Raw genomic sequence first — 25,967 nt, forward strand, 5'->3', positions numbered from 1 at the left:
GCCGCCGCTCGTCAGCGACGGCTGGTGCGGGTCTCGGGTGACGTGCCGCGGTAGGTGGACATGTCGACGCTGATCAGGGCTGGGTGGATGGGACTTCGCTGTCGGCGGGCTGACCATGCGGGCCGCCGTGGGCATGAGGGCTCCCTCGGCGGCCACCTCCCGGGATCGGCCGGGGCGGTGGTGGCGCCGTCGAGGCGCGGACGACGAGCTCGACCGGTTGGTCGGCCGCCGGTGGAAGCTCGACGTCCGGCTTCTCGATGACCTGTACCAGCCGCGCGAGGCCCTGCCGCGCGACCTCGTCGATCGGCTGCCGCACGGTGGTGAGCGGGGGAGTGACGTAGGCCGCGAGCGGGATGTCGTCGAACCCGACGACGCTGATGTCCTCGGGCACGCGGCGCCCGGCCTCGAGCTGCGCGCGGATGAGACCGATCGCCATGTCGTCGTTCGCGGCGAACACCGCGGTCACGGTGCCATCGCCGACCAGTTCCCGGCCCGCCGCGTAGCCGGACGTGGCCGACCAGTCGCCCTCTACGACCGGCGGCTCGTCCGCGCCGTGGGCTCGCAGCGCCTCGCGCCAGCCGGCGAGACGGTCCCGTGCCGTATACCACCGCTGCGGGCCGGCCAGGTGATGGACGGTAACGTGCCCCAGCTCCAGCAGGTGCTCGGTCGCGGCCCGCGCGAGCCGGCCCGCGCCGACCCTGGCGGTCACCACCTGCGGCGCGGCGAAGGCGGGCGGCGCGCCGAGGACCAGGACCGGCACGTCGACGCTGATGAGGCCGACGCCCTCGTCGATCGGCTCGGAGATGACGACGCCGTCCACGCCCTGGTCCAGCAGCGACGCCAGGGCGCCCGCGATGCCGCCCGGGTCGCCCTCGATCGTGGCGGCCACCCGCAGCGTGTAGCCCACGTCCCGGACCGCCCGCTCGATGCCCATGAGCCACGACGCCGGCCCGTACAAGGCGCTGCCGAGCGTCACCACGCCGATCGACCGGGTCCGCCCGGAGGCCAGCGCCCGGGCCGCCTGGTTGCGCCGGTAGCCGAGCTCCTCGGCGGCGTCCAGGACCCGCCGGCGCACCTCGGCCGAGACATACGGCTCGTCGTTGAGGACCCTGGACACCGTTTTCTGGGAGACGCCGGCCAGCCGCGCGACGTCCACGCTGCGCGGCGTCGGAGGGCTTCCACCCGGCCTAGCCAGTCGCGTCACGGCATCTCCCATCGCCGGCCACAGTCCTGTATGATTGCGCAGTCATGTCTACGCAATCAGACGCTCACCATCAAGAGCCCGTGACCCGCCCGTGACGCTGGCGAAGCACGTTCCTAACTAGAACCCTAACGCCCTCTTCGAACCGAACAAGTCGGGCCGGGCTGCCCGCCGACTTCACCGACGACCACAGTGCTGTCCGCGCCTTCAGCGTGTCAGGCGGCCGGACGCCGCAGAGGCGAATCGGTTCGCTATTCGATCGGCGCCGCGTCGCTGGGCCGGCGAGACGGAATGCCTGAGCGCGATGCCTTGGCACTCCGGAAGAGTCGTATTTGTTGACGGCCAATCGAAGCTTGCGAGGCGTCAGGAGCAGGAAGTAACCGTCTTGAAACCTTGACTTCACGCTCGATACACCCTTTGATACATGTCAATGCATCTGGGCCGCAACCACCCTTTCCGGGTGGTCGGCGACGCCGGAAAATTTGTCGAATCGATTCGAGTATCGGCCTTGAGGCTGTGCCCTGAACCGGTGTTGCGGAGCTGGCGGATGAGTCACAGGAGGTAACCGTGCATCATACGAACGTCCACTGGGGTGGCCGATTGTCTGCGTTGGCCAGAGGGCTGGCCGCGACCGTGGCGCTCAGCCTGCCTCTGACGCTGGGTGGCCTGACCCTGGCGCCCCCCGGGTCGACCCTGGCCGCGCCGGTCGCGACGCAGAGTGTCGCGGCCGCCGGTGTTGACGGTGTGGCGGCCGGTAACGCCGCGGTCGCCTCGGTCGATCTGAGCGGGACGTGGGCCTTCACGCCCGCGGGCCGGTCGGCGACGACGATCGCGGTGCCCGGTGGCGGCTGGTACAAGCAGGGCTTCACCACCGTGAACGAGGCCGTGTACTCGCGCAGCATCACCGTGCCGGACTCGGGGCAGCCGCAGTCGACCTGGATCGAGTTCGGCGCCGTCAACCACCAGGCGACACTGTCGGTCGACGGCCGCGTGGTCGCCACCCAGACGACGGCGTTCACCCCGTCGAACTTCGACATCAGTGCCTACGCGGCGCCCGGCACCACCCACACGATCACGGTGAACGTGAAGGGCCGCGGCGCGTTGAAGGCATCCAACGGCCGGTACCTGGTGCCCGACGCCGCCACGTGGTCCGAGGCTGTACCGCAGGGGATCTTCGGTTCCGCGTTCCTGCGGGTGTACCCGGCGGTGTACGTCAGCGACACATTCGTGCGTACGTCGGTGGCGAACAAGACGCTGACCTACGACGTGACGGTGCGGAACACGTCGGGCAGTTCCCGGTCGGTGACGTTGACCGGGTCGCTGTCGTCCCACAACGGAACGGCCTTCAGCTACCCGGCACTGCCCAGCCGTACGGTCACCGTGGCGGCCCGCTCGACCGTGACCGTGACTGTGGGGCCGGTCGCGTGGAACCTTGACAGCACCTCGTACTGGTGGCCCAATGTGCCGTACCGGTCGGGGTACCGGGCGCAGCTGCACGGGCTGGCGGTGCATGCCGTCACCGACGACGGCCGGACGAGCGACGCCGAGTACCGGTTCGGGTTCCGGGAGGCCACCCAGAACGGTGACTACTACTACCTCAACGGTGTGCGCGTGAACTTCCGCGGCGACAACCTCCAGGGTGCCGACTATGACCGGATCAACAACGGCGGCAAGGGCGACGCGTACCACACGCTGCCCGGCTTCCTGCCCCCGTCGTCCGGCAACGGCGGCTGGCCGCAGGCGGTGGACAACTACCAGCGGCTGAACTACAACGTGGTGCGCATCCACCAGGAGCCCGGCAGCCCGTACATGTTGGATGTCGCCGACGAGATGGGCCTGATGATCATCGACGAGGTCGCGATCCGCGGCTCCCAGTCCTCGCAGGAGTGGCAGAACTCCGTCGGGCGCGAAAACATGATCAATCACGCCCGTGCGCTGGTCCTGCGCGACCGCAACCACCCCGCGATCATCCGCTGGAGTCAGAACAACGAGCCGAACCAGAGCGGCCAGGATTCCGAACAGTTCGAGAAGGACCTCTACGCGGCGATGAACGGCGCCGACGGCACCCGGCCGATCATTGTCGAGGTGGGCGTCGGCAACAATGTCAGCCTGTATCCCGGGATGACGTACGCCAACTTCGCGGTGATCCCGCACTACGTCGACGGCTTCGGCAGGTACGGGGAGGGCCTGGTCACCGTGAACGGGCGGCCCGACGGCGAGGGCGAGTTCATCTGGCCGGCATGCAACAACAAGCAGGGCTTCGAGTGGTTCGCCACCGCGACTGCTGCCAAGCGCGGCAAGGGCGCCACCGACCTGCGTCCATACACGCTGCTGTCCGCCTGGGCCAGCGTCGTGCCCGGCGTGCGGTCCACCGACTTCACCCCGGAGGAGGGCGGTCACCCGATCTACGGAGTGGACAACTTGCCCGATCCGTGGAGCAACGCGCAGATCCAGCGCGTGCAGGCGGCGTTCAACCCGGTGGCCGCGGTCGACCTCCCGTACTGGTCCGCCTCCGGCAATTCGGACTCGAACGGCAACTTCCCGCTGGCGCAGGCGGTACCCAGCTACGCCCGCAACGCCACGGTGACCCGCAACATCACCGTGTTCAACGACGACTTCACCAACACCTCGGTGGGCTTCGCCTGGACCGCCCGGCTCGACAGTCCCACCGGCGCGGTCATCGCGTCCGGCAGCACCAACCTGACCGTCCCGCTCGGCTCACGGGTCACCCAACCGGTGTCCTTCACCGCCCCCGCCACCGGCAGCCGCGTGTACCTGCAGCTGTCGACCGCCAAGTCCGGCAGCACCGTCTTCACCGACTCGGTCGAGTACTTCAACCTCGGTGGAAGCGGCGGAACCGGACCCGCACCCGGCACCTACCGCATCGTCAACCGCAACAGCGGCAAACCCCTCGCCATCGCCGGCAACTCCACCGCCGACGGCGCCAAAGCGGTCCAGCAGAGCGGCACCCCCACCTGGACGATCAGCACCACCCAGGACACCTACACCCTGCGCTACACCGCCTCGGGAAAGATGCTCGACGTCAACGGCGGCAGCACCACCCAGGGCCTGCAACTGCAGCAGTGGTCGGCAAACGGCGGCACCAACCAGTCGTGGTACCTGCGGCCCACCGGCGACGGCTACTACACCATCGTCAGCCGTAGCAGCGGACTCGCAGCCGACGTCTACGCCGCCTCGACCAGCGACGGGGCGCAGGTCGTGCAGTGGACCGCCAACAACGGAACCAACCAACAGTGGCAGTTCGTACCCGCCTGACCATTGGCGGAGGTGAGTGTCAAGCTCGGCCGCCGGTAACGGGCTGCCGATTGTCGCGCCGACTCGGGGGCACGGTTTGTGCGCCCGAGTCGGCCGCTATCCAATCACGGTGGGACACGAGCTACCGATCCGAACTGACCCGGGCCCGGTCCGCTCGCTACCCGTTCGTTCGGCGGCTGTCGCCTGGGTCACGCGCAGCCGATCGGTTTGGCGCAGAAGATCGGGCATGCGACACGACTGGTGACAGGATTGTCGGCATGTCTGCTCGCGCACTGAGCTTCGGGATGGTGGCGCAACAGTACGAACGGTACCGACCGGGGTACCCCGCCGACCTTGTCGATGTGGTGCTGACGTACGCGGGTCGGCCCGTTCGGACGGCGCTGGAGATCGGCGCCGGAACCGGCAAGGCGACCCGGTTGTTCGCCGGAGTGGGCGTCACTGTCACCGCGACCGAGCCGGACGGGGCCATGCTCGCCGAGCTGCGCAAGCACGTGCCAGCAGGTGTCCAGACCGTGCGGGCCGCGTTCGAGGACCTGCGGCCGGGCGAGACGTACCACCTGGTCTACGCGGCGGCGGCACTGCACTGGACCGCACCGGAGGGTCGGTGGTCACGGGTGGCCGCGCTGCTGGAACCAGGCGGTGTGTTCGCCTCGTTCGGCGGACCTACCCAGCTGGCCGACCCGGCGGTGGCGGACGCTGTCCGCGCGGCCCGGGCACCGTTCCTGGAGAGCGACGAGATCGCCTCTCCCGACGGCACGCCCCCTGGGCAGGCCATGCAGTGGCCCGGCACGGAGCTCCAACGCTGCGTCTGGTTCACCGATGTGCGGCAGACCGTCGTCGAGCGTCGGCTGACGATGAGTGCGCGCGACTACGTCGGCCACCTGTCGACGATCTCGGCGTATCTCACGCTGCCGACCTCGCAGCAGGAGCAGGTCTTCAGCCAGATCGAGCGGATCCTGCCCGAGCGGGTCGAGCTTTCCGCAGACATCGTCGTGCATCTCGCCCGTCGGCGCTCCGATCGGTAGCGCCCGAGGGCGCTCAGACCAGGAACTCCTCCCGCATCCGCGCGCCCAGGTTGATCCCGCCGACCGCCCGAGGGCCGGACGGGTCGTGCACGGCGACTGTGTTGTTGCGGCGCATCAGCTCCCGGACCGCGGGCGGCAGTCGCGGTGGGTCGTCCATTGCCGCGAGGACCTGCCCGGCACTGACGATCAGTCGATCGGCCAGGGTGGCGGCGTCGGTGTCCACCCGCACCCGGCCGTACTCCCAGCCGGAGGTGGTCAGGTCGAGCACCTCGAACACGCGGGTCACCACCGGGTTCGGGTCGGCCACCCGGTCGAGCCGGGGCGCCCGATTGCCGAGCACCGTGACGGCGGCGGCCACCTGCGCGTACGGGTGGAAGCCACACGGCAACGCGAACAGCGGCCAGCGCAGGGCCGGGCCCGCCTCCTTCCACAGCGGCCGGTAGTTACGGCGGTGCACCAGCAGCCGTCGGCCCGTCCGGCGGTGGATCTCCTGGGCCTGGGCCTGAAGGTCGACGTGGGCCTCGTCGGCGACCTGACTCACGATCCGGGTCGCCACCACCAGGCCGTCGTCACTGTCGAGCGAACCGGTGAGCGCGTCGACCTGTTCGTTGAACCGGATCCGCGCGTGGGGGCCGTACCGGGACTGGACGTCGTGCAGCAGCGCCTGCTGGCGTCCCGGGTCGAGCTGGACTCGCCTACCGCCCAGCAATCGACGGAGCCAACGCATGTCGCCTCGATTCAGCAGAGCCGTCGCGGACGGCGGCAATGTTAGTGCGTCGACCCTTCCTCATGTTCCCAAGGGGGTTGATCGACTCCGCTCTCGGAGACGGCGATCACCGCCGCCGCGGCGTGATCAGCCCCGACTCGTACGCCCACACGACCAACTGGGCCCGGTCGCGGCAGTGCAGCTTCGTCATCGCCCGGTTGACGTGTGTCTTGGCGGTCAGCGGGCTGATCACCATGCGCGCGGCGATCTCGTCGTTGGTCAGCCCACGGGCGACCAGCTCGACGATCTCCTGCTCCCGGGCGGTCAGCACGTCGCGTCCGGCCGTCGGCACGGCCGGCGGTGGGCCGGCCACGAACTCACTGATCAGTGTGCGGGTGACGGTCGGCGCGAGCAGCGCGTCACCGCGCGCGACGACGGCGACGGCGTGCAGCAGGTCGGCGGGGTCGGCGTCCTTGAGGAGAAAGCCGCTGGCGCCCGCGCGGAGGGCGGCGAACACATAGGAGTCGAGCCCGTAGTTGGTGAGGATGAGAACACGGATCGCGGTGAGGTCGGGATCGGCGGCGATGCGCCGGGTGGCCTCGATGCCGTCGAGGCCCGGCATCTGCACGTCCATCAGGACGACGTCCGGGCGCAGACACCGCGACAGGTGGACGGCTGAGCTGCCGTCGGTCGCCTCGCCGACGACCTCCAGGTGGTCCTCGGCGTCGAGCAGTGCCCGGAATCCGGCTCGCATCAGCGCCTGGTCGTCGGCGAGCAGCACCCTGATCATCGCGGCTCCTGCGGGCGGCGGGCGGTCATCGTGGACAGTCCAGCGGGAAGGTGGCCCGTACGGTGAACCCGTGGTCGTCGTGCGCGGCGGTCCGCAGCGTGCCGCCCAGGGCGCTGACCCGCTCCCGCATGCCGCGCAGGCCCACGCCCGGGGTCACGGGCTCAGCCGGCGACGCGTGACCGTCGTCGGTGACAGCGACCGTCAGCCGCGCCGGGGCGTACTCCACCTGGATGTGCGCGGTCGCCGGGCCGGCGTGGCGGGCGACGTTGGTGAGCGCCTCCTGGATGACCCGGTACCCGGCCTGGTCGACCTCGTCGGGCAGGTCCCCGCGCTGGCCGGTGACTGTCACCTGCACCGGTACGCCGACCGCCCTGGTCCGCTCGGCCAGCTCGTCCACCCGGGCCAGTCCGATCCGATCGCCGTCGGTCGGGGCCCGTAGGACGTCGAGGGTGGTGCGGAGTTCCCGCATAGCGGCGCCGCTGGCCTCCTGGATCGCCAGCAGCGTGGCCGACGGCTCTTCGCCGTGTTTGCGGGCCAGGTGCACGGCGATCCCCGCCTGCACCTTGATCACCGAGATGCTGTGGGTCAGGGAGTCGTGCAGGTCGCGGGCGATGCGCAGGCGCTCCTCCCCGGCGCGCCGCAACGCCATCTCCTCGCGGGTGCGTTCGGCCTCGATGGCCCGCTGCTCGACCTGCTCCAGGTACGCCCGGCGTTGCCGCGCGACGAGCCCGGCGACGTTGGCCGCCACGAACCAGCCGAGCAGCAGGGCCGTCCGCTCGGCGACCAGTTGGCCCGGTCGGCCGGCCGGCGCCATCGAGATGTCGCGGGCCAGGAAGCTACCGAGGAAGGCGAGGCTGGCCACGGCGGCGGCCGACCGGTGTCCCTGCCAGGCGCTGACGTAGACCGCGCAGAGGACGGGGAAGGCGGCGGACACCCCGGGGTGCACCCGGACGTGGACGGCCAGCATGGCGACGGTGACCACGCCCAACGCCACCACCGGGTAGCGCCGGCACGCCGCCAGGGCCACCACCGTGGCGAGGACCAGGGCGACGTCGAGCACCTCGACCGTCGCGGCGTCCGGGGTGAGCACGGCGTTGCCGAGCAGGAGGACGCCGAGGGCGAGACCGCCGAGGGCGTACGGGAGGTCGCGGCGCATTGTCGCACTGTAGAACGGCGGTCGTCGCTGGAGCATCCCGCGCGCGTGGTAGCCGCGGCGTACCACGGATGCGGTACGAGCGGCGGGGCAAGTGTCTGCGGCGGCACGACGTTTTCCCGGCCCGCTGGAACAAGCATCGAGCCCATGACATACCGCTTCTTCACCCCCACGCCGACGAGGGCGGCCACCGGTCGCACCGCGGCCGTCTACCAACAGTTGCGTGACGACTTTCTCGGGCCGTTGCCGACCTTCCAGGCGCTCTCGGCGGTGCCGGAGGTGCTGGCGGCGACCTGGGCGCTGATGCGGGAGGCGCTGCTCGCCGGGGACGCGCCCCGGGTCGACCGCGAACTCGTCGCGGCCGTGGTGTCCCGGGCCAACCGCTGTCAGTTCTGCGTCGACGCCCACGTGCTGCTGCTGCACGCGCTGGGCGCGCCGAAGCTGGCCGAGGCCGTCGCCCGGGGCGAGACGCCCCCCGAGCCGAGGCACGCCCAGCTTGCCGGCTGGGCGCAGGCGAGCCGCAGCCCGAGAGCCGCCGACTGGACCAGCACCCACGGCCCGGAGATCACCGGCACCCTGCTCGCCTTCCACTTCATCAACCGGGTCGTCTCCGCGTTGCTCGATCCCGATCTGCTCCCCGGCGGCCTGCAACGCTCCCCACTGGTGCGCTCGATCGGGGGGCGGCTCTACGCCAAGGCGGCCCGGGAGTCGAAGGAGCCCGGCCGAAGCCTCCCGCTCGTCGACGCCGACCCGGCGGCATCACCTCCGGCCTGGGCGGGGGACAGCCCGGTGGGCGTCGCCTACGCGTCGCTGCGGGACGCCGCGACCCGGGGTGGGGACCTGCTGCTGGGCGACGTGGCGCGCCAGACCGTCACGGCCACTGTGCGCTGGGAGGACGGGCGGTTCCCGGCGCGGCCCGCGGACTGGGCCGTCGACCTGGTGCGGGACGTGCCGGGCGCGGACCGCGTCGGGACGCGGATCGCGTTGCTGGCGGCGTTCGCCCCCGGCGCGATCAGCCCGGGGGACGTCGCTCTCTGGCGGCTCTCCCACCCCGCCGACGCCGACCTCGTGCGGTTGGTCGCGTACGGGGCGATCACGGCCACCGATCACGTCGCCCGGGCCGTCGCCTCGGCGCGCCTCTAGGAGGTAATTTCGTGCGTAAGGCTCTCGTCATCGTCAGCGCCCTGCTGCTCGTCGCGTTCGCCGTGCAGTTCGTCCTCGCCGCCGTGGGCGGGTTCACCAGACCCGCCAGCGACGACGCGTACGCGCTGCACAGCGTCAACGGCATGGCGGTCATCCCGATTCTCACTGTGCTCACCGCAGTGCTCGCCGCGCTGGCGAAGGCACCGGGAAAAGTCATCGGACTGGCGATCCTGCCGATCGGTCTGGTCCTCCTCCAGCCGCTCATCGCCATGTTGGCCGAGGCGTCCACCGACGCGTCGGGTGTCAGCACCCCGCTCGGCCTGACCATCGGTGGGTTGCACGCGCTCAACGGAATCATCGCGGTGCACGTCGTGGTCGGCGTCCATCGGGCGGCGCGACAGTTGACCGTCCCGGCTCCCGCCGGCGCGGCTCGGTTGGTCACTCGGGAAGGAGAGCCGGCGTGAGCACCGGGTCGGTGCTCGTGGCCGACCTCGTGATCGCGGTCCTCGCGGCCGGCGCCTGGCTGGGGGCTGGCGCCGCGTCCGCCGTCCGCCGCCGCCCGCTCGCACTGGGCCTGGCGGCCGTCGCGCTGCTCGCCACGCTCGCCCGCGCGATCACCATCACCGCCCTCGCCCGCGCCGGCTGGTGGTTCGCCGCGGAGAAGGTCCTCATCGCGGCCCCACTGTCGGTGGCGGCGGTGGGCGTCGCCGGTCCGCGGCTGCTGCGGGCCCCGGGTGACATCCGGTCCGTCGCGGTTCCGCTGCTCTTCGCCGGGTACGCCACGAGCGGCGCCCTGCTCGTGACGGTCCTGCACGGCTATCCGGCGTCGGCCGGGGCGGGGCTGCTGGCGGTCGCCGGGGTCGTGGCGGCCACGGTGATATCGGCGCGTGCGCTCGGCGCGCGCCCGCCCCGGGCGGTGTCCCGGTCAGCCCTCGTGGTGGCGGTCGCGGCGTTGCTGACCGGAACCGGGCTGACCGTCGCCCCGGGCGCCGCGCCGGCCGAACCACACGATCATGGTCCTCCGGCGGCTCGCATCGCCGACGAACCCAGCCGGCGGTTCACCCTGACCGCCGCGACCGCCACTGTGGACGCGGGCGGCCGGAACGTCGCGGCGTGGGCGTTCAACGGGCAGGTCCCCGGACCGGAGTTGAGCGCCACCGTCGGCGACGTCCTGGAGGTGACGCTGCGCAACCGGGACATCGGGCGCGGCGTCACGCTGCACTGGCACGGGTACGACGTGCCGAACGACCAGGACGGGGTACCAGGGGTGACACAGGCGGCGGTGCGGCCCGGGCAGGAGTTTGTCTACCGGTTCCGCGCCGACCAGCCCGGAACGTACTGGTACCACACGCACTCGGCCTCCGATGTCGGCGTGCGGATGGGTCTCTACGGCGTGCTGGTGGTGCGACCGGGCCCGGTGAGCGGCCTCGACGTCACAGTGCCGGTGCACACCCTGGCGGGCCGTCCGTTGCCCGCGCCGAAGGTGGAGCAGGTCGAGGCCGGCCTGCCGGTGCGGTTGCGGCTGATCAACACCGACAGCACGACGCACCGGTACGCCCTGGCCGGCACCGCGTACCGGGTGGCGGCGATCGACGGCGTCGACCTGCGCGGCCCGACGCCGCTGGTCGACACCGCGGTGCTGATCCCGGCCGGGGGCCGCTACGACCTGGTCTTCGACGCGCCGGCGACCCCGGTGGCGCTGTTCGTCGACGGGCGGGCCGTCTACTCGACCGGCCCGGTGTCGACGGCGACCGGCGCCTGGCCGGTGCTCGATCCGCTCGGCTACGGCACGACCGCCCCGGTGCCCTGGTCCCGGTTCGACAAGACGTTCACCCTCGTTCTCGACCGGGGCCTCGACCTGCGCAGACTGGTGCCGCGCTGGGCCCACACGGTCAACGGCGCGGCCGATCCTGACATTCCACCGCAGGTCGTACGCCTGGGTGACGTCGTACGGTTCACGATCGTCAACCGGTCGCAGATCGTGCATCCGTGGCACCTGCACGGCCACCACGTCCTGGTGCTGGCCCGCGACGGCGAGCCGGCGGCCGAAAGCCCGCTGTGGCTGGACTCGTTCGACGTCCGTCCGGGCGAGGTGTGGAAGGTGGCGTTCCGGGCCGACAACCCGGGGATGTGGGCCAATCACTGCCACAACCTGGCGCACGCCGATGCCGGGATGACGCTGCATCTCATGTACTCGTGATCGCTGAGGCGGGTAGTTTTCTGTCATGACTGAGGACACCTTCCGCTCGGTGGCGATCGAGCGCGCCAGCCTGGGCAACTACGTCGTGCGGAACTCCCGCGGCGGGTCGCTGTCGTTGGGCACTGGCGAGGACGGCAGTTTCACACCGGTGGAGTTGCTGCTGGCCGCCATCGGCGGTTGCACCGCTGTGGACGTGGACCACATCACCAGTCGTCGAGCCGAGCCGACCGGGTTCGCCGTCGCCGTCACCGGTGACAAGATCCGGGACGAGGCCGGCGGAAACCGGATGCGGAACCTGAGGGTCGAGTTCACAGTGACGTTCCCGGAGGGCGCGGAGGGCGACGCGGCCCGTGCGGCGCTGCCCCGGTCGTTGCAGCAGTCACACGATCGGTTGTGCACGGTCTCCCGTACCGTCGAGCTCGGTACTCCCGTAGCGATCGCCGAAGGCCCCGGGCCGACCGGAGACTGATCGGCGCTGAGCACCGCTACTCAGGCCCGTGTGGTTCGTCTGTGTGAGGGTGACGGCATGCGTCGACTACTGGTGCCACTGCTGATCGTCCTCACCGTGGTGGCGGCGTGCGCCGACCCGAACGCCCGTCCGGGTCACTCGGACCCGACGGTCGCGGAGCCGGCGCCCACCGAGCTGCTCGCCGACGGCAGTGTGCCCTGGGCCGACCTGAAGATCACCGACGAGGACCTCAACGGCCGCCCTGCCGCGCCGAGAACGCCGGGTGCCGGCAGCAGACCGTGCCGGGCGGAGCAGCTGACCGGCCGGCTCACCACCTGGACGCGGCCCGGCACCGGCGGTGAGACGCCGCGGGGCTTCGACGCCGCCATCGGCAAGCTCATCGGCGAAGTGGACGTGCGGAACTCGTCGACCGTCGAGTGCACCCTGCAGGGCGAGGTGCCCACGACCATGCTCGCTGGCGGCCGTGAGGTTGCGATGCTCTACACCCACGACATCAACGAGGAGGGCCGCACCCGGGTGGTCGCCGTGCCGGCCGGCGGCAACGCCAGCCTGCGCCTGGACTGGTCCGGGCCGTTCTGTCAGCCGGTGAAGGGGTCGCTGGAGCTCGCGATCGAGCTGCCGCACAACGGCGGCAGGTTGCGCGCACCGGTCACCGCCGACGAGCGTCCGGGTTGTCCGCAGGGGGAGGGGGTCCACCCCCGCGCGCGGGGGACGCTGTCCGCGAGCGGGTTCACCGACCCGGTGACGGTGTCGAAGCCCCCGTCCTCGCCGCTCGAAAAGCTCAGCGTCGCGGTCAAGGGGCCGACGACAGCCGTCGCCGGGTCGCGGCTCAGCTTCCGGGTGACGCTGGGGAACCCAACCGACGGCCCCCTCGCGCTGGACCCGTGCCCGGCCTACCTGATGGAACGGTTCTCGCTCGGCGACGCGACAAACGACGCGGTGAACTCGGCCCAGCTGTACCGACTGAACTGCCTCGCGCTTCCGCAGATCCCCGCCGGCGGCACTGCCGTGTTCGAAATGGTCGCCGAGGTGCCGGCCTCGATGCGGGCCGGGCGGGAGCTGACTGTGACGTGGAAGTTCTATCTGCCGCACTACGTGCAGCGGAGCAACCAGTTTGGTGTCCTCACCCTCACCGTCGTCTGAGGAAGGGCGCTGCCGGGCCAGACACACCGGCAAAGTCGGCGTCGGCGAGAACGAGGGATAGATGCTGTTGAGGGTATGGGAGCGCTCCCGTAACATACCTGACGCGGCCTGTTAACGCTCACAATCGGTCACCACACAGCGACCACCATCAATGTATAGGCCGCCGTCCCGCGAGGAGGGTGCTATATGACCAGATCCAGAGCCACCAATGTCGGTCTGGTTGCGGCCGGCGTCGGCTTACTGGTGTCGTCGACAGTTGTCGCGGCGCTGCCGGCCGGCGCCGCGGCTGAGGGTTGTTCGGTGAACTACGCCGTGTCGTCACAGTGGCAGGGCGGCTTCGGCGCCAACGTGGCGATCACGAACCTGGGTGACCCGTTGAGCAGTTGGACGTTGACCTGGTCGTACGGCGCCGGGCAGACGGTGACGCAGGCCTGGAACACGTCGCTGACGCAGAGCGGGTCGGCGGTGACCGCGAAGAACGTGAGCTACAACGGTGCGGTCCCGGCCAACGGCACTGTGTCCTTCGGGTTCAACGGGTCCTGGACGGGCAGCAACCCGGCACCGACGAGCTTCGCCCTGAACGGTGTCACCTGCACCGGTGGCACGACGCCGACCGACCCGCCGCCCACTGACCCGCCGCCGACCGATCCGCCGCCGACGACCCCGCCGCCGAGCGAGACGTGCAACCTTCCCTCGACGTACCGGTGGTCCTCCACCGGGGTGTTGGCCACCCCGAAGTCGGGCTGGGTGTCACTCAAGGACTTCACCGTCGCCCCCTACAACGGCCAGCAACTCGTCTACGCCACCACCCACGACACCGGCACCCGGTGGGGCTCGATGAACTTCGGCCTCTTCACGAACTACTCGCAGATGGGCTCAGCCAGCCAGAACGCGATGAACAACGCGACAGTCGCACCGTCGCTGTTCTACTTCGCGCCGAAGAACATCTGGGTGCTCACCTACCAGTGGGGTGGTCCAGCGTTCTCCTACCGGACCTCGACCAACCCGACAAACCCGAACGGCTGGTCGGCGGCGCAGACGCTGTTCAGCGGAAGCATCACCGGCTCGGGCACCGGCCCGATCGACCAGGCGGTCATCGGCGACGACCAGAACATGTACCTGTTCTTCGCCGGTGACAACGGCAAGATCTACCGGGCCAGCATGCCGATCGGCAACTTCCCGGGCAGCTTCGGCTCCAACTACACGACCATCATGAGCGACACCACCAACAACCTCTTCGAGGCCGTTCAGGTCTACAAGCTCCAGGGCCAGACCCGTTATCTCATGATCGTCGAGGCGATCGGTTCGCAGGGTCGCTACTTCCGCTCGTTCACGGCCACCAGCCTGGGCGGCTCATGGACGCCGCAGGCCACCAGCGAGAGCAACCCGTTCGCCGGCAAGGCCAACAGCGGCGCCACCTGGACCAACGACATCAGCCACGGTGAGCTGCTGCGCACCAACGCCGACCAGACCATGACCGTCAACGCCTGCAACCTGCAACTGCTCTACCAGGGTCGTTCCCCCAGCTCCGGCGGCGACTACGGCCTGTTGCCGTACCGGCCGGGTCTGCTGACCCTGCAGCGCCCGGTTTGATCATGCTCGACTGACCCGCAAGGGGCGGGCTCGGCGTCACGCCGAGCCCGCCCCGCACCACGCCGGGCGCGCTTGATCCACTCGGGTTCATGGAAGTCGCGGTATCCCGATCGTCCTGACGCCGCGACTTTCTTGAACGCGAGTCGATCACGCAACGGCGGCGCTGAGGCCGGCGACGACGTCCGTGTAAGGATGTTGTGTGAGCTGCGAATCAACAATTTCGTCGGCGGTCGATCCAATCGCCTCCCCTCTTGTGCTGAACGGAGAGGGGATTGTGCTGCGGGACTGGCTCGACGCCGACCTGCCGCACATGCCCGGCCTCTTCGACGCGCCGGACATCGCCGCGAACACCGACATTCCTTCTCCATTCGACGCGGACGCCTTTCTGGGCAGAATTCGGCGGCGCCGTACCCAGGGCATTCTCGACCTGGCCGTCACGCGGGACGGCGGGGAGCCGCTTGGCCTCGTCGCACTACACGTGGCGAGCGGGGTGCTGGGGTACGCCATCGGCCCGGCGCACCGCGGCCGAGGTGTGGCGTCGCGTTCTCTGCGGTTGATGACGAGGTTCTGCCACGAAGAACTCGGCTTCCCCCGACTGCGGCTGAGCATCGTGCGGGGCAATGTGCCCTCGCAGCGGGTCGCTGAGTCCGCCGGATACGTCCGGAGCGACGATGACGCCATCGAGAGGACGAATGGTTTGGGGCAGGCGAAGCTGCTCGAAACATGGCATTGGATCGCTCCCGTGACGTCTGACTGACAAAGACGGGATACGACACGCGCCATCGGGGCGGCCCGTGGTTGACGAGTTTGGGACGATGCGCCGGTCGACCTACCGACATCACCCGACTCGAAGGGATCCCCCGCGATGGCAAAGGTCATCTCCACGCTGTTCATCTCGGCCGACGGCGTGGCCGAGATCGACCCTGACTGGCACTTCCCGTACTTCGACGAGAACATGGGCCGCGCCGTCACCGAGGACTATGACGCCGCCGACGTGCTGCTCATCGGCCGCGAGACGTACGACAGCTTCGCAGGGGCCTGGCCCGGTCGGGAGGCCGCGGGTGGCGACGACGCGCCGTTCGCCAAGCAACTCGGCGACATGCGCAAGGTCGTCGTCTCGCGCCAGCCGCTGGAATTCTCCTGGCGCAACTCCGAGCTGATCGACGGGGACCTCCTCGACGCCGTCACCGCGCTCAAGGCCGATGCCGGCGTCCGGGGAGTCCTCATTCCCGGGTCGATCTCCGTCGTGCAGCAACTGCTCGCCGCCGGCCTGGTCGACGAGCTGCGTCTGTTGGTGCATCCGGTGGCCGCGCGCAAGGGCCGCAAGCTGTTCGACGAGGGAGACGCGGCGTACCACCTGCGATTGGTGGCAACGGAGGCGTTCCCGACCGGCGTCCTTCGCGTGATCTACGCGCCGGGCACGGCACCGACTCCGGTCGGCTACGAGGAGATCAAGGACCAGGTTTCGGCTGGAAACTAGGGCGTGTTTCGGGGACGGCCGCCGCGCCGGCCGTTCTCCGACCAAGGCCGTCACAGGCCCATGTGAAGATCGCGTCGTGACTGAGTGGACGTACAACGATCGCCCTGTAGGCGTCAGGTTCCTCACCGATCGGATCCCGGAGCCGGGCCGCACCGCCGTCGAGGACGAGCTGTGGGCCTGGGTCGTGCGGGGTGAGACCGACGCGGACGAGTTCGTCGACTTCTTCGACGACGCGGACGAGCGCTGCGGCGCCACGGACGACGAGCTCAGAGCGGCGCACGAGACGGCGTTGGCGGTTCGGCGGGAGCAGCAGCGCGAGTGGGGTGAGGTGCGCGGCAACCTCACCCGTGCTTTCGTCGAGCTCAACGAGCTGGGGGTGCTGGCGCGGGAGAACTTCAGCTGCTGTGGCACCTGCGCGAGTGCCGAGATCCATGACGAGCGGGACGACTCTCGGCACTGGCGCGGGTTTCTCTGGTACCACCAGCAGGACACCGAGTCGCTGCTCGCCAGCGAGGACGGCGAGGTCTATCTCGGCTATGGCGTCTACCCTTCGGCCGACTTCGACGAGGTCGCCTACGCGGGGCTGTCGGAAGCCGAGCAGCAGGCCAACTATCAGGCCGACCTGGAACGGCTGCTGGACGAGGTCGCGTTTCCGGTGCTCCGCAAGTACGGCATGCGGGTGGAGTGGAACCGCAAGCAGTCTCGACGGATCCGGGTCACCGGTGCCCGGTGGTACGCGCCGATTGATTGACCACCACCGATTTATTCCACACTTCGGACCGACATTTAGTGAGGTCCATCGATATTGACGGTGGGCGTCGACGGCGACAGGATCTCGGGCACCACCACCCCTGATCCCTCCTGGGAGGCGCCATGACCCGTCCCCGCCTGCCCCGCCTGCGGGCAGCCACCCGGTTGGCAGCACTCGCCCTCGCCACCGCCGGCGTGCTGCTCACCGTCGCCACCCCCGCCAGCGCCGCCGTGCCCACCGGCCGTTACGTCGCGCTGGGCGACTCGTACACAGCCGGCCCGCTGATTCCCACCCAGGTCGACCTCAACTGCCTGCGGTCCAACCGCAACTACCCGTCGCTGGTGGCGGCGTCCGCCGGCTCGTCGTCGTTCGCCGACGTGAGCTGCTCCGGCGCCACCACTGACGACATCCTCTACGGCGGTAGCGGCCAACTGGGCATCACGTTGCCGCCGCAGCTCAACGCGGTCACGTCGAACACGTCGCTGGTGACGGTGCAGATCGGCGGCAACGACATCGGCTTCTCCGGCATCATCGGCGACTGCGCGCAGGCGAGCGTCAGCAGCCCGCTCGGCTCTCCGTGCAAGAACCGGTACACCGCCGGAGGTGTCGACCAGTTGCAGGCGCGGATCGTCGCCGCCACGCCGAAGATCACCGCCGTGCTCCAGGCGGTCCGGCAGGCCGCACCGGGCGCGCGGGTCGTGGTGCTCGGCTATCCGGCGATCCTGCCGGACAGCGGTTACGGCTGCTGGCCGGTCGTTCCGATCGCCTACCAGGACGTGCCGTACCTGCGTGGTGTCGAGAAGTCGCTCAACGCGATGCTCGCCAGCGTCGCGAGCGCCAACGGCGCCACCTACGCCGATGTCTACACCCCGTCGATCGGCCGCGACTCGTGCAAGGGCAGCGGCACCCGGTGGGTCGAGGGTCTGGTGCCGCAGAACTCGGCAGCGCCGTTCCACCCCAACGCCCGAGGTGAGCAGGGCATGGCCACCGCCCTGATTGCCAGGCTGAACGGCTGACCATGCCGTAGACGGCCGAGCCCGCCCCGCCGGCAGCGGCGGGGCGGGCTCGGCCTGCGGTGCACCGACGCGACGCGGTGCCCAGCCTCGACGTGCTTGAGATCGAGGAGTACGGGGTACCGAAAGCTATGCCGAATGTGGGGCAAGTCGTCGGAGACCGTTACCGCCTGGTCGAAAGCATCGCCAGCGGCGGAATGGGTGACGTGTGGCGGGCGGTCGACGAAACACTCGACCGCTGCGTGGCGGTCAAGATGCTGCACCCACGGTTGGTTACCGACGGCGGCTTCGGTGAGCGGTTCCGGCGCGAGGCGCGGGCAATGGCGGCCCTGCGTCACCCAGGTGTCGCCCAGGTCTACGACTACGGTGAGGTGTCCCAATCCGGAGCGCTGGTCCTCGCCTACATCGTGATGGAGTGCGTGCAGGGGCAGCCCCTGTCGGAGCGGATCGCCGAACTCGGCCGGCTGGACGTGGCCGAGACGATGTCGATCGCCGTGCAGTCCGCCAGAGCGTTGCAGGCCGCGCATGACGCCGGTGTCGTCCATCGTGACGTCAAACCCAGCAATCTGATCATCGAGCCGGACGGACACGTCGTACTCGTCGATTTCGGTGTTGCGGTGACGCAGGAAGCGACGAGCCTGACCGGAACGAACCAGATCGTCGGCACTGCCCTGTACATGGCACCCGAGCAGGTCGCGAAGAACGAGACAACACCAGCGATCGACATCTACGCGCTGGGGGCTGTCATCTACCACTGCCTCGCCGGCCGGCCACCGCACCAGGGCGAGACTGCCGTCGCGGTGGCGCTGCGGCACCTCGAGGAGGAACCGTCGCCGCTGCCCGAGGACGTTCCGGCGGAGGTCCGGCGGGTGGTCGCCACAGCGATGGCCAAGGAGCCCGCCAACCGCTTCCCGACGGCAGCGGACCTGGCCACGGCAGCGGACACGGCCACGGCAGCGCAGACACTCGCGGACCCGTCCGACCACCTGCCGTCCACCGCCACCGGGGCGACCGAGATCGGGGTGCGGACCGAGGTCACCTCTGCCCGGCAGTCGGCCCTCGGCGACACGGTGGGCCGGGCCGTCACTCCTGGGCCCAGAGCGCTCGCGGTGCTTCTCGGATCACTGGCCGCCGCGGCTGCCGTCCTGGTGCTCGCCGATCCCATCGGGATCATGCCCGGCCCGACCGGGCGACCGTCGACGCCTCCCACGGTGTCGCCAACGGTGCCGACCGAGCGGGAACCGGGCCCCGGCGTGGGTGGCGGTGAACCAGCCACCCGCAGTTCTGCGGGGCTGCCGGTCCGGGCGCCCGGCTCCCCGACCCCGACGCCCACCCGGGACGAGGAGACGGTGGATCCGTCGACGCCGTCCGGTGGAGGCACTACCGATGCGCCCGGTCCCACCGCGTCCGAGAGTGCCCCTGCGGAGCCGACGGAAGCCCCGACGGAAGCCCCGACGAGCGGAACAACAACGCCGCCGACCTCGGGGCCGACGAAGAACCCGGCGGAGAACCCCGCGGCGGACCAAACCTCGCAACCGTCGGCGGAGGAATCGGCTGCCGGAGGAGAGACCGAGGTGCCGCAGGCGTAACGGGCGGCGGCAACGCCCCTTGGTCTCGCAACTGGAACCGTGCAGGAAGATCCGCCCCCTTTGCTCTGCACCCGCGGAAGCGCCATTCAGTTGTAGGTCGGCGGTGCCTCGGTGGGTGCAGAGCAAAGGGCACGTCGAGCGGGGTCAGTCCGAGGCCGTCATGGATGCCGAGGCGGACGGGGCGTTGCCTGCGCAACACAGCACTGGCGTGGCGACCGAGGCCGCCACGCCAGTGCTTCGATGTCAGGTACTGATCAGGGTCAACTGGTGCGGCAGCTGATCGTCGGCCAGTTCCAGTTGCCGTTGGCCATGATCGTTATGCCGAAGTTGTTCCCGTTGCCGTTCGGCGTCGCGGTGACGGTGCCGCTGTTGCCGTTGACGGCGGCGTTCCAGCTGTTCTGAATGCTCTGACCGCCACCGAGGCCGAGGCTGACGACCCAGTTGTTGGTGCCGCTGACCGCGACATTGAGGTTGAACCGGTCACCCCACTGCTGGCCGGCGGAGATCGTCGCGTTGCAGTTTCCGGTCCCCGGATTGCCGGTGGTGGGCGGGTTGGTCGGGTTGCTGCCGCCGCTGCCCTCCCGGACGGTGATGTCGGAGCTTCCGCTGCTCTGGTAACCCTCGGTGGCCATCACCTGATAGCTGTGGTTGGTGCCGAGGTTCAGGCCCGCCCGGGCCCAGGCGTCGAAGTGATTGGCGGTGGTGATGGTGCCACTCGACCGCTTCTGCTGGCGGACGCTCCAGAACTGGTAGAACGTCTGGTTGCCGTCGATCGACGGGGCGTTGACCCGCTGGCTGCGGAGGATGTCGTAGGTGCCACCGTCAGTGGTGACAGTACCCATCCGCTGGGCACCGCTGCTCGGGTTGTAGCTGCCGAAGTTCTCCACCACGTAGTACTCGATGAGCGGGTTGCGCGTCCATCCGTACAGGGCGAGGTAGGTGTTGTTGTTACCCGGGTTGTAGCTGCCCGAGTAGGTGACCGTCCGGCGGTTACCGGTGGCCCAACCCTTGCCGCCGACCCAGTTGTTGGTGCTCCTGTCCCAACTGCTGGTGTATCGGCCGTCGGCGCGCAACGTCATGCTGGCGTTGCCGCTGTCCTTCCAGAACGAGAAGTAGTACCCGTTGTGCGTGCCGGTGAGGTTCGACGTGAGGGTCCGGTCGGCCTCGGCATACGCGTTGGTGGCCGTCATCGTGCCGGCGACGGCCACGACGGCGGCGCAGGCGGCGCCCAGGAGCAGCCGCATACGGCCGCGGCCTCTCGGTTTGGTGTGGCTGGTGTCGGTCATGGAACTGTTGCCTCCTCTGACGGCTGGCGGGGGCCAGCGGCGCGGTACGCCTCGGCAGGCTGCCGGTGGTCGGGGGACGGCCACGGCGTCGTACCGCTCGGTGGTGGTGGGCCGGTCGTCCTGCACGACGATCGGAGAAGTGGGTCGCGGTGGCTGGTGCTGACGACAATCGAGCGCCGTCGATGGCGACCGTATTAACCCAGCCGTCGACTTGTCAACAATTTTCGGAAACAGGCTGGCAACACCGCTGCCGTCACCGGAGCGGCATCCATCCAGGTCAGTAGTCGATCAGAGTCCGGGACGGTCACCGCGGCGTCGCAACAGCCGAACAACGGTCGGGGTGGGGCCGCCGAAAGTTCCGGAGACTTTCCGGACCAGGTGTCCCGGTCGTGGCCGGTGGCAGGGGCAGCCGCTCCAGTTGCCCGAGCGGTCAGCGACGACGCAGGGCGTTGAGCCGGGCGGCCTGTCGGGTCAGATGGTCGCGTTCAGCGAGGTTGAGGGCCTGCTGGGCGGCCTCGGCGTACAACCGCGCCGCCGTTGCCAGATCACCGTCGCGCTCGTGCAGGTACGCCGCCACCGCCGTGTACCGGGGCAGTGCGTCGTCCACCGCCGCGAGCGCCGTCAGGCCGGCCCTGGGGCCGTCGGCCTCACCGACCGCCACCGCGCGGTTGAGTCGGACGACAGGGTTCGCGGTCAGGCGCGCCAGTTCGTCGTACCACTCCACGATCTGCACCCAGTCGGTCTCCGCGGCGGTCGGCGCGTCCGCGTGCAGCGCCGCGATAGCCGCCTGGGCCTGGAACTCACCCAGCTGGTCGCGGGCCAGGGCCGCCTGCAGGATCTCGACGCCCTCGGCGATCGACCGGGTGTCCCAGCGGCCGCGGTCCTGCTCGGCGAGCGGCACCAGGCTGCCGCCGGGGGCGGTCCGGGCGGCGCGCCGGGCGTGGTGCAGCAGCATGAGGGCGAGCAGCCCCGCCACCTCGGGGTGGTCGATCGCGGCCGCGAGCTGCCGGGTGAGCCGGATGGCCTCGGCGGCGAGGTCCACGTCGCCGGAGTAGCCCTCGTTGAAGACCAGGTAAAGGACGCGCAGCACTGTGGCGACGTCACCGGGTCGGTCGAACCGCAGCCCGGAGACGGTGCGCTTGGCCCTGCTGATGCGCTGCGCCATGGTCGCCTCGGGCACCAGGTAGGCGTGGGCGATCTGCCGGGTGGTCAGCCCGCCGACGGCGCGCAGCGTGAGCGCGACCGCCGACGACGGCGTCAGCGACGGGTGGGCGCACAGGAAGTAGAGCTGGAGCGTGTCGTCCACAGCGGGAGCAGGCCCTGGCGCCGGCTCCTCGTCGACGAGATCCTCGCGCCGACGGCGAGCGGTGTCGGCCCGGGCCGCGTCGAGGAAGCGTCGCCACGCCACAGCGGTCAGCCAGCCCAACGGGTCGCGCGGCGGGTCGGCCGGCCAGACCCGGACCGCCTCGACCAGGGCGTCCTGCACGGCGTCCTCGGCCGCCGCGAAGTCGATTCCGCGGCGGACGAGGATCCCGAGGACGCTCGGCGTGAGACTGCGCAGCAGCGTCTCGTCCATCGGAGCCGTCACTCCGTGATGGTGGGGGGCTCGCTCAGGAACGGGCGCAGCTCCAGCCACTCATGGATCGGCTTCCCGCCCGCCCCGGGAGCGGCCGACAGCTCCCCGGCCAACTCGACGGCCCGGTCGTAGCTGTCGACGTCGATCACCATCCAGCCGGCGATGAGGTCCTTGGTCTCCGCGAAGGGGCCGTCGGTGACCGGGGGGCGGCCCTCGCCGTCGTACCGGACCCACGCTCCCTCCGGGGCGAGCGCCTGAGCGTCGACGAACTCGCCGGTGCCCTCGAGGCGGGCCGCGAAGTCGCGCATGTACTGCATGTGAGCTGAGATCTCCGCCGGCGTCCACTGGTCCATGGGTACGTCGTTCACCCCGGCCGGGCCGCCCCGGTAGTGCTTGAGCAGCAGGTACTTGGCCATCGTGATGCTCCTCGGTGTTGGCTGCGACCCATCGTGGTCACGTTCACTCCGGGGACGAAGCCGGTCGGCATTTCTCGACATGGCTGTCCGATCTTTTTCCTCCCGCAGGTTAACCTCGGGTGAATCGTCCGCCGTTGGGGTACCTCGGTCGGCGCAAAACTTGATTCGTTCCAAAATAGTGAGCTAGTGTTCGTACCCGTGATGTCCGACTTCGAGGCGCAGCTGCGGGCCGTCTCGTTGCGCGTGACCCGGCCCCGGTTGGCGGTGCTCGCGGCGCTGCGCGACCACCCGCACGTCGGCACCGACGCGGTGATCGCGCTGGTCCGCGCGGAGCAGCCCACGGTCTCCCACCAGGCGGTGTACGACGTGCTGCGCGTGCTCACCGACGCCGGCCTGGTGCGGCGCATCCAGCCGGCCGGGGCGACCGCCCGCTACGAGTCCCGAATCGCTGACAACCACCACCATGTCGTGTGCCGCTCCTGCGGCGCCATCGCCGACGTCGACTGCGTCGTCGGTCACGCTCCCTGTCTCACCGCCTCGGGCGACCACGGGTTCACGGTCGACGAGGCGGAGGTCGTCTACTGGGGCACCTGCCCCGACTGCGCGACCGAACGCACGCCCCAGAGATCCGCAAGCTCGGAAGGAAGTACATGAGCGACACCCAGGACAACGGCCCCGTCAGTGCGCAGGGCGTGGACCAGAAGGCGGCGGCCGGCTGCCCGGTCGCGCACGACTCGGTGACCGCGCACGGCAGTGAGAGTGAGAACCCGGCGATCGACTCGCCGACCCCGAAGACCGGTGGTCGTCCGCGCACCAACCGGGACTGGTGGCCCAACCAGCTCGACCTGTCGGTGCTGCACGCCCACTCGTCAAAGGGCAACCCGCTGGGCGAGAACTTCAGCTACGCCAAGGAGTTCGCGAAGCTCGACGTCGAGGCCCTCAAGCGCGACATCGTCGAGGTGCTCACCACCTCGCAGGACTGGTGGCCGGCCGACTTCGGCCACTACGGCGGCCTGATGATCCGGATGAGCTGGCACGCCGCCGGCACGTACCGGATCGAGGACGGCCGTGGCGGCGCCGGCGACGGTGGGCAGCGGTTCGCCCCGCTCAACAGCTGGCCGGACAACGCCAACCTGGACAAGGCCCGCCGGCTGCTCTGGCCGGTCAAGCAGAAGTACGGCCAGCAGATCTCCTGGGCCGACCTGCTGGTGCTCGCCGGCAACGTTGCCCTGGAGTCGATGGGCTTCAAGACCTTCGGCTTCGGCTTCGGTCGCGAGGACGTCTGGGAGCCCGAGGAGATCTTCTGGGGTCCGGAGGACACCTGGCTGGGCGACGAGCGCTACGCCTCCGAGAAGGAGATGGCGGCCGGCGTCGGCTCGACCGAGATGGGGCTCATCTACGTCAACCCGGAGGGCCCGCGCGGTAACGCGGACCCGGCCGCGGCGGCGCACTTCATCCGCGAGACCTTCGGCCGGATGGCGATGAACGACGAGGAGACCGTCGCCCTCATCGCCGGTGGTCACACCTTCGGTAAGACCCACGGTGCCGGCGTCGCCGACAACCACGTGGGCCCGGAGCCCGAGGGTGCCCCGCTGGAGGCGCAGGGCCTGGGCTGGCTGAGCACCCACGGCAGCGGCAAGGGCGGCGACACGATCACCAGTGGTCTCGAGGTGACGTGGACCGACGTGCCGACGCAGTGGAGCAACCGCTTCTTCGAGATCCTCTTCGGCTACGAGTGGGAGCTCACCACCAGCCCCGGCGGCGCGAAGCAGTGGGTCGCCAAGGACGCCGAGGCGATCATCCCGGATCCCTTCGACCCGGCGAAGAAGCACCGGCCGACGATGCTCACGACCGATCTGTCGCTGCGCGTCGACCCGGCGTACGAGAAGATCTCCCGCCGCTTCCTGGAGAACCCCGACCAGTTCGCGCTGGCCTTCGCCAAGGCGTGGTACAAGCTGCTGCACCGCGACATGGGCCCGATCGAGCGCTTCCTCGGGCCGTGGGTGGCCGAGCCGCAGCTCTGGCAGGACCCGGTGCCGGCCGTCGACCACGAGCTGGTGGGCGACGCCGACATCGCCGCCCTCAAGGCGAAGGTCCTCCAGGCCGGTCTCACGATCGACCAGCTGGTCTCCACCGCCTGGGCCTCTGCCGCGAGCTTCCGGCACACCGACAAGCGCGGCGGCGCAAACGGGGCGCGCATTCGCCTTGAGCCGCAGCGCAGCTGGGAGGTCAACCAGCCCGAGCAGCTGGCCACCGTCCTCACCACCCTTGAGGGCATCCAGCAGGAGTTCAACGCCGCTGGCGGGGCGAAGATCTCGCTCGCCGACCTGATCGTGCTGGCCGGTTCGGCAGCCGTCGAGAAGGCGGCGCGGGACGCCGGCGTCGAGGTGACGGTGCCGTTCCGGCCGGGCCGCACCGACGCGACCCAGGAGCAGACCGACACCGACTCCTTCCGGGTCCTCGAGCCGCGCGCCGACGGTTTCCGCAACTACCTGCGTGCCGGCGAGAAGACCCAGCCGGAGGTGCTGCTCGTCGACCGTGCCTACATGCTCAACCTGACAGCGCCCGAGATGACCGTCCTCATCGGCGGCCTGCGCTCCCTCGGCGCCAACGTCGGCGGCAGCCGGCACGGTGTGCTCACCGACCGGCCGGGCGTGCTCACCAACGACTTCTTCGCCAACCTGCTCTCCCCGGGCACCCGGTGGAGCGCGTCGAAGTCCGACGAGCACGTGTACGAGATCCGCGACCTGGCCACCGATGAGGTGAAGTGGACCGCCACGGCGGTCGACCTCATCTTCGGGTCCAACTCGCAGCTGCGCGCCCTCGCCGAGGTCTACGCCAGCCAGGACGCCCGCGACAAGTTCGTGGCCGACTTCGTGACGGCCTGGACCAAGGTCATGGAGCTCGACCGGTTCGACATCGCCTGACAGGTACCACCGACGAGCCCCGGCCGATCCGTCAGGATCGACCGGGGCTCGTCGCCCTTGCGTGCCGTTCGACGCGGCACCTGCGCCGTCCACCTTGATGCCACCTCCGGTGCCATTCCCTTCGCGACGAATCCCATGGATGATTTTCCTGTCTCAATGATCAGCCGGCGGACGGGCCCATCCATGGCAAGGTGTTGACCCTGCCCGGTCGGCGGGCGCGGACCTAGTCA

22 protein-coding genes are annotated in these 25,967 nt (G+C 70.0%); 15 read left to right on the forward strand and 7 right to left on the reverse strand.

Annotated features, from left to right (window positions below; translation table 11 throughout):
* Window positions 1-73 precede the first annotated feature (73 nt).
* Window positions 74-1,204, reverse strand: coding sequence for a LacI family DNA-binding transcriptional regulator (locus tag AB0B98_RS11940; protein WP_357362371.1), 1,131 nt, complete (start codon window positions 1,202-1,204; stop codon window positions 74-76).
* A 597-nt stretch (window positions 1,205-1,801) separates the two neighbouring features.
* Between AB0B98_RS11940 and AB0B98_RS11945 the strand changes: the two genes are divergently transcribed.
* Window positions 1,802-4,477 (forward strand): RICIN domain-containing protein, encoded by a 2,676-nt coding sequence (locus AB0B98_RS11945; RefSeq protein ID WP_357362373.1) that lies wholly within the window; start codon window positions 1,802-1,804, stop codon window positions 4,475-4,477.
* Between the two features lie 257 nt (window positions 4,478-4,734).
* Window positions 4,735-5,502, forward strand: coding sequence for a class I SAM-dependent methyltransferase (locus tag AB0B98_RS11950; RefSeq protein WP_357362375.1), 768 nt, complete (start codon window positions 4,735-4,737; stop codon window positions 5,500-5,502).
* Window positions 5,503-5,515: 13 nt separating this feature from the next.
* Here AB0B98_RS11950 and AB0B98_RS11955 read toward each other — a convergent pair whose 3' ends face one another.
* The 3 genes from AB0B98_RS11955 to AB0B98_RS11965 all read right to left on the reverse strand — a co-directional run bounded on the left by AB0B98_RS11955 (window position 5,516) and on the right by AB0B98_RS11965 (window position 8,154).
* Window positions 5,516-6,229 (reverse strand): hypothetical protein, encoded by a 714-nt coding sequence (locus AB0B98_RS11955; protein WP_357362377.1) that lies wholly within the window; start codon window positions 6,227-6,229, stop codon window positions 5,516-5,518.
* 106 nt (window positions 6,230-6,335) lie between these two features.
* Entirely contained in the window at window positions 6,336-6,998 is a 663-nt protein-coding gene (locus tag AB0B98_RS11960; RefSeq protein WP_238668524.1) for a response regulator transcription factor, read from the reverse strand.
* A 25-nt stretch (window positions 6,999-7,023) separates the two neighbouring features.
* On the reverse strand, window positions 7,024-8,154 hold the full coding sequence (locus AB0B98_RS11965) for a sensor histidine kinase (protein ID WP_357362379.1): 1,131 nt from the start codon (window positions 8,152-8,154) through the stop codon (window positions 7,024-7,026).
* Window positions 8,155-8,298: 144 nt separating this feature from the next.
* On the opposite strand from AB0B98_RS11965, the gene AB0B98_RS11970 reads away from it, so the two are divergent.
* From AB0B98_RS11970 to AB0B98_RS12020, 11 genes are all read left to right on the forward strand, one after another.
* Complete coding sequence (locus AB0B98_RS11970; protein WP_357362381.1) at window positions 8,299-9,294, forward strand: carboxymuconolactone decarboxylase family protein; 996 nt, start codon at window positions 8,299-8,301, stop codon at window positions 9,292-9,294.
* Window positions 9,295-9,305: 11 nt separating this feature from the next.
* The gene (locus AB0B98_RS11975; RefSeq protein WP_357362383.1) at window positions 9,306-9,758 is read left to right on the forward strand and encodes a DUF6220 domain-containing protein; all 453 of its coding nucleotides are present in this window, start codon (window positions 9,306-9,308) and stop codon (window positions 9,756-9,758) included.
* Entirely contained in the window at window positions 9,755-11,494 is a 1,740-nt protein-coding gene (locus tag AB0B98_RS11980) for a multicopper oxidase family protein (protein WP_357362385.1), read from the forward strand. Before AB0B98_RS11975 ends, AB0B98_RS11980 begins: the two co-directional genes overlap by 4 nt.
* Window positions 11,495-11,519: 25 nt before the next feature.
* A complete protein-coding gene (locus AB0B98_RS11985) occupies window positions 11,520-11,963 on the forward strand; it encodes an OsmC family protein (protein WP_357362387.1) in 444 nt (147 codons plus the stop codon).
* A 57-nt stretch (window positions 11,964-12,020) separates the two neighbouring features.
* Complete coding sequence (locus tag AB0B98_RS11990) at window positions 12,021-13,106, forward strand: hypothetical protein (protein WP_357362389.1); 1,086 nt, start codon at window positions 12,021-12,023, stop codon at window positions 13,104-13,106.
* A gap of 186 nt (window positions 13,107-13,292) precedes the next feature.
* Complete coding sequence (locus AB0B98_RS11995) at window positions 13,293-14,699, forward strand: non-reducing end alpha-L-arabinofuranosidase family hydrolase (RefSeq protein ID WP_357362391.1); 1,407 nt, start codon at window positions 13,293-13,295, stop codon at window positions 14,697-14,699.
* A gap of 199 nt (window positions 14,700-14,898) precedes the next feature.
* Window positions 14,899-15,456: a GNAT family N-acetyltransferase gene (locus AB0B98_RS12000; RefSeq protein ID WP_357362392.1), complete on the forward strand. Its 558-nt coding sequence runs from the start codon at window positions 14,899-14,901 to the stop codon at window positions 15,454-15,456.
* 108 nt (window positions 15,457-15,564) lie between these two features.
* A complete protein-coding gene (locus AB0B98_RS12005; RefSeq protein WP_357362394.1) occupies window positions 15,565-16,179 on the forward strand; it encodes a dihydrofolate reductase family protein in 615 nt (204 codons plus the stop codon).
* Between the two features lie 76 nt (window positions 16,180-16,255).
* Window positions 16,256-16,930 (forward strand): hypothetical protein, encoded by a 675-nt coding sequence (locus AB0B98_RS12010; protein WP_357362396.1) that lies wholly within the window; start codon window positions 16,256-16,258, stop codon window positions 16,928-16,930.
* Window positions 16,931-17,052: 122 nt separating this feature from the next.
* Window positions 17,053-17,946, forward strand: coding sequence for an SGNH/GDSL hydrolase family protein (locus AB0B98_RS12015; protein WP_357362398.1), 894 nt, complete (start codon window positions 17,053-17,055; stop codon window positions 17,944-17,946).
* Window positions 17,947-18,005: 59 nt separating this feature from the next.
* Window positions 18,006-19,532 carry a protein kinase gene (locus AB0B98_RS12020; protein ID WP_357362400.1) on the forward strand — a complete coding sequence of 509 codons (1,527 nt, stop codon included), beginning with the start codon at window positions 18,006-18,008 and terminating at the stop codon, window positions 19,530-19,532.
* A 260-nt stretch (window positions 19,533-19,792) separates the two neighbouring features.
* Here AB0B98_RS12020 and AB0B98_RS12025 read toward each other — a convergent pair whose 3' ends face one another.
* From AB0B98_RS12025 to AB0B98_RS12035, 3 genes are all read right to left on the reverse strand, one after another.
* The gene (locus AB0B98_RS12025; RefSeq protein ID WP_357362402.1) at window positions 19,793-20,818 is read right to left on the reverse strand and encodes a glycoside hydrolase family 11 protein; all 1,026 of its coding nucleotides are present in this window, start codon (window positions 20,816-20,818) and stop codon (window positions 19,793-19,795) included.
* A 430-nt stretch (window positions 20,819-21,248) separates the two neighbouring features.
* Window positions 21,249-22,394 carry a DUF6596 domain-containing protein gene (locus AB0B98_RS12030; RefSeq protein ID WP_357362433.1) on the reverse strand — a complete coding sequence of 382 codons (1,146 nt, stop codon included), beginning with the start codon at window positions 22,392-22,394 and terminating at the stop codon, window positions 21,249-21,251.
* Window positions 22,395-22,402: 8 nt separating this feature from the next.
* Window positions 22,403-22,810, reverse strand: coding sequence for a YciI family protein (locus AB0B98_RS12035; RefSeq protein ID WP_238668512.1), 408 nt, complete (start codon window positions 22,808-22,810; stop codon window positions 22,403-22,405).
* Window positions 22,811-23,008: 198 nt separating this feature from the next.
* On the opposite strand from AB0B98_RS12035, the gene AB0B98_RS12040 reads away from it, so the two are divergent.
* Together AB0B98_RS12040 and katG are read left to right on the forward strand one after the other, a co-directional pair.
* Window positions 23,009-23,464, forward strand: coding sequence for a Fur family transcriptional regulator (locus AB0B98_RS12040; RefSeq protein ID WP_308193459.1), 456 nt, complete (start codon window positions 23,009-23,011; stop codon window positions 23,462-23,464).
* Entirely contained in the window at window positions 23,461-25,737 is a 2,277-nt protein-coding gene (gene katG, locus AB0B98_RS12045; protein ID WP_357362404.1) for a catalase/peroxidase HPI, read from the forward strand. Before AB0B98_RS12040 ends, katG begins: the two co-directional genes overlap by 4 nt.
* Window positions 25,738-25,967 lie beyond the last annotated feature (230 nt).

The organism is Micromonospora sp. NPDC048947 (assembly GCF_040649495.1).
Taxonomy (GTDB): Bacteria; Actinomycetota; Actinomycetes; order Mycobacteriales; family Micromonosporaceae; genus Micromonospora; species Micromonospora alfalfae.

Coding starts and splice junctions, on each gene's coding strand:
- AB0B98_RS11950 (WP_357362375.1), top strand. CDS start 4,735: ATGTCTGCTCGCGCACTGAGCTTCGGGATGGTGGCGCAACAGTACGAA.
- AB0B98_RS11955 (WP_357362377.1), bottom strand. CDS start 6,229: ATGCGTTGGCTCCGTCGATTGCTGGGCGGTAGGCGAGTCCAGCTCGAC.
- AB0B98_RS11960 (WP_238668524.1), bottom strand. CDS start 6,998: ATGATCAGGGTGCTGCTCGCCGACGACCAGGCGCTGATGCGAGCCGGA.
- AB0B98_RS11965 (WP_357362379.1), bottom strand. CDS start 8,154: ATGCGCCGCGACCTCCCGTACGCCCTCGGCGGTCTCGCCCTCGGCGTC.
- AB0B98_RS11970 (WP_357362381.1), top strand. CDS start 8,299: ATGACATACCGCTTCTTCACCCCCACGCCGACGAGGGCGGCCACCGGT.
- AB0B98_RS11985 (WP_357362387.1), top strand. CDS start 11,520: ATGACTGAGGACACCTTCCGCTCGGTGGCGATCGAGCGCGCCAGCCTG.
- AB0B98_RS11990 (WP_357362389.1), top strand. CDS start 12,021: ATGCGTCGACTACTGGTGCCACTGCTGATCGTCCTCACCGTGGTGGCG.
- AB0B98_RS11995 (WP_357362391.1), top strand. CDS start 13,293: ATGACCAGATCCAGAGCCACCAATGTCGGTCTGGTTGCGGCCGGCGTC.
- AB0B98_RS12005 (WP_357362394.1), top strand. CDS start 15,565: ATGGCAAAGGTCATCTCCACGCTGTTCATCTCGGCCGACGGCGTGGCC.
- AB0B98_RS12015 (WP_357362398.1), top strand. CDS start 17,053: ATGACCCGTCCCCGCCTGCCCCGCCTGCGGGCAGCCACCCGGTTGGCA.
- AB0B98_RS12025 (WP_357362402.1), bottom strand. CDS start 20,818: ATGACCGACACCAGCCACACCAAACCGAGAGGCCGCGGCCGTATGCGG.
- AB0B98_RS12030 (WP_357362433.1), bottom strand. CDS start 22,394: ATGGACGAGACGCTGCTGCGCAGTCTCACGCCGAGCGTCCTCGGGATC.
- AB0B98_RS12035 (WP_238668512.1), bottom strand. CDS start 22,810: ATGGCCAAGTACCTGCTGCTCAAGCACTACCGGGGCGGCCCGGCCGGG.
- katG (WP_357362404.1), top strand. CDS start 23,461: ATGAGCGACACCCAGGACAACGGCCCCGTCAGTGCGCAGGGCGTGGAC.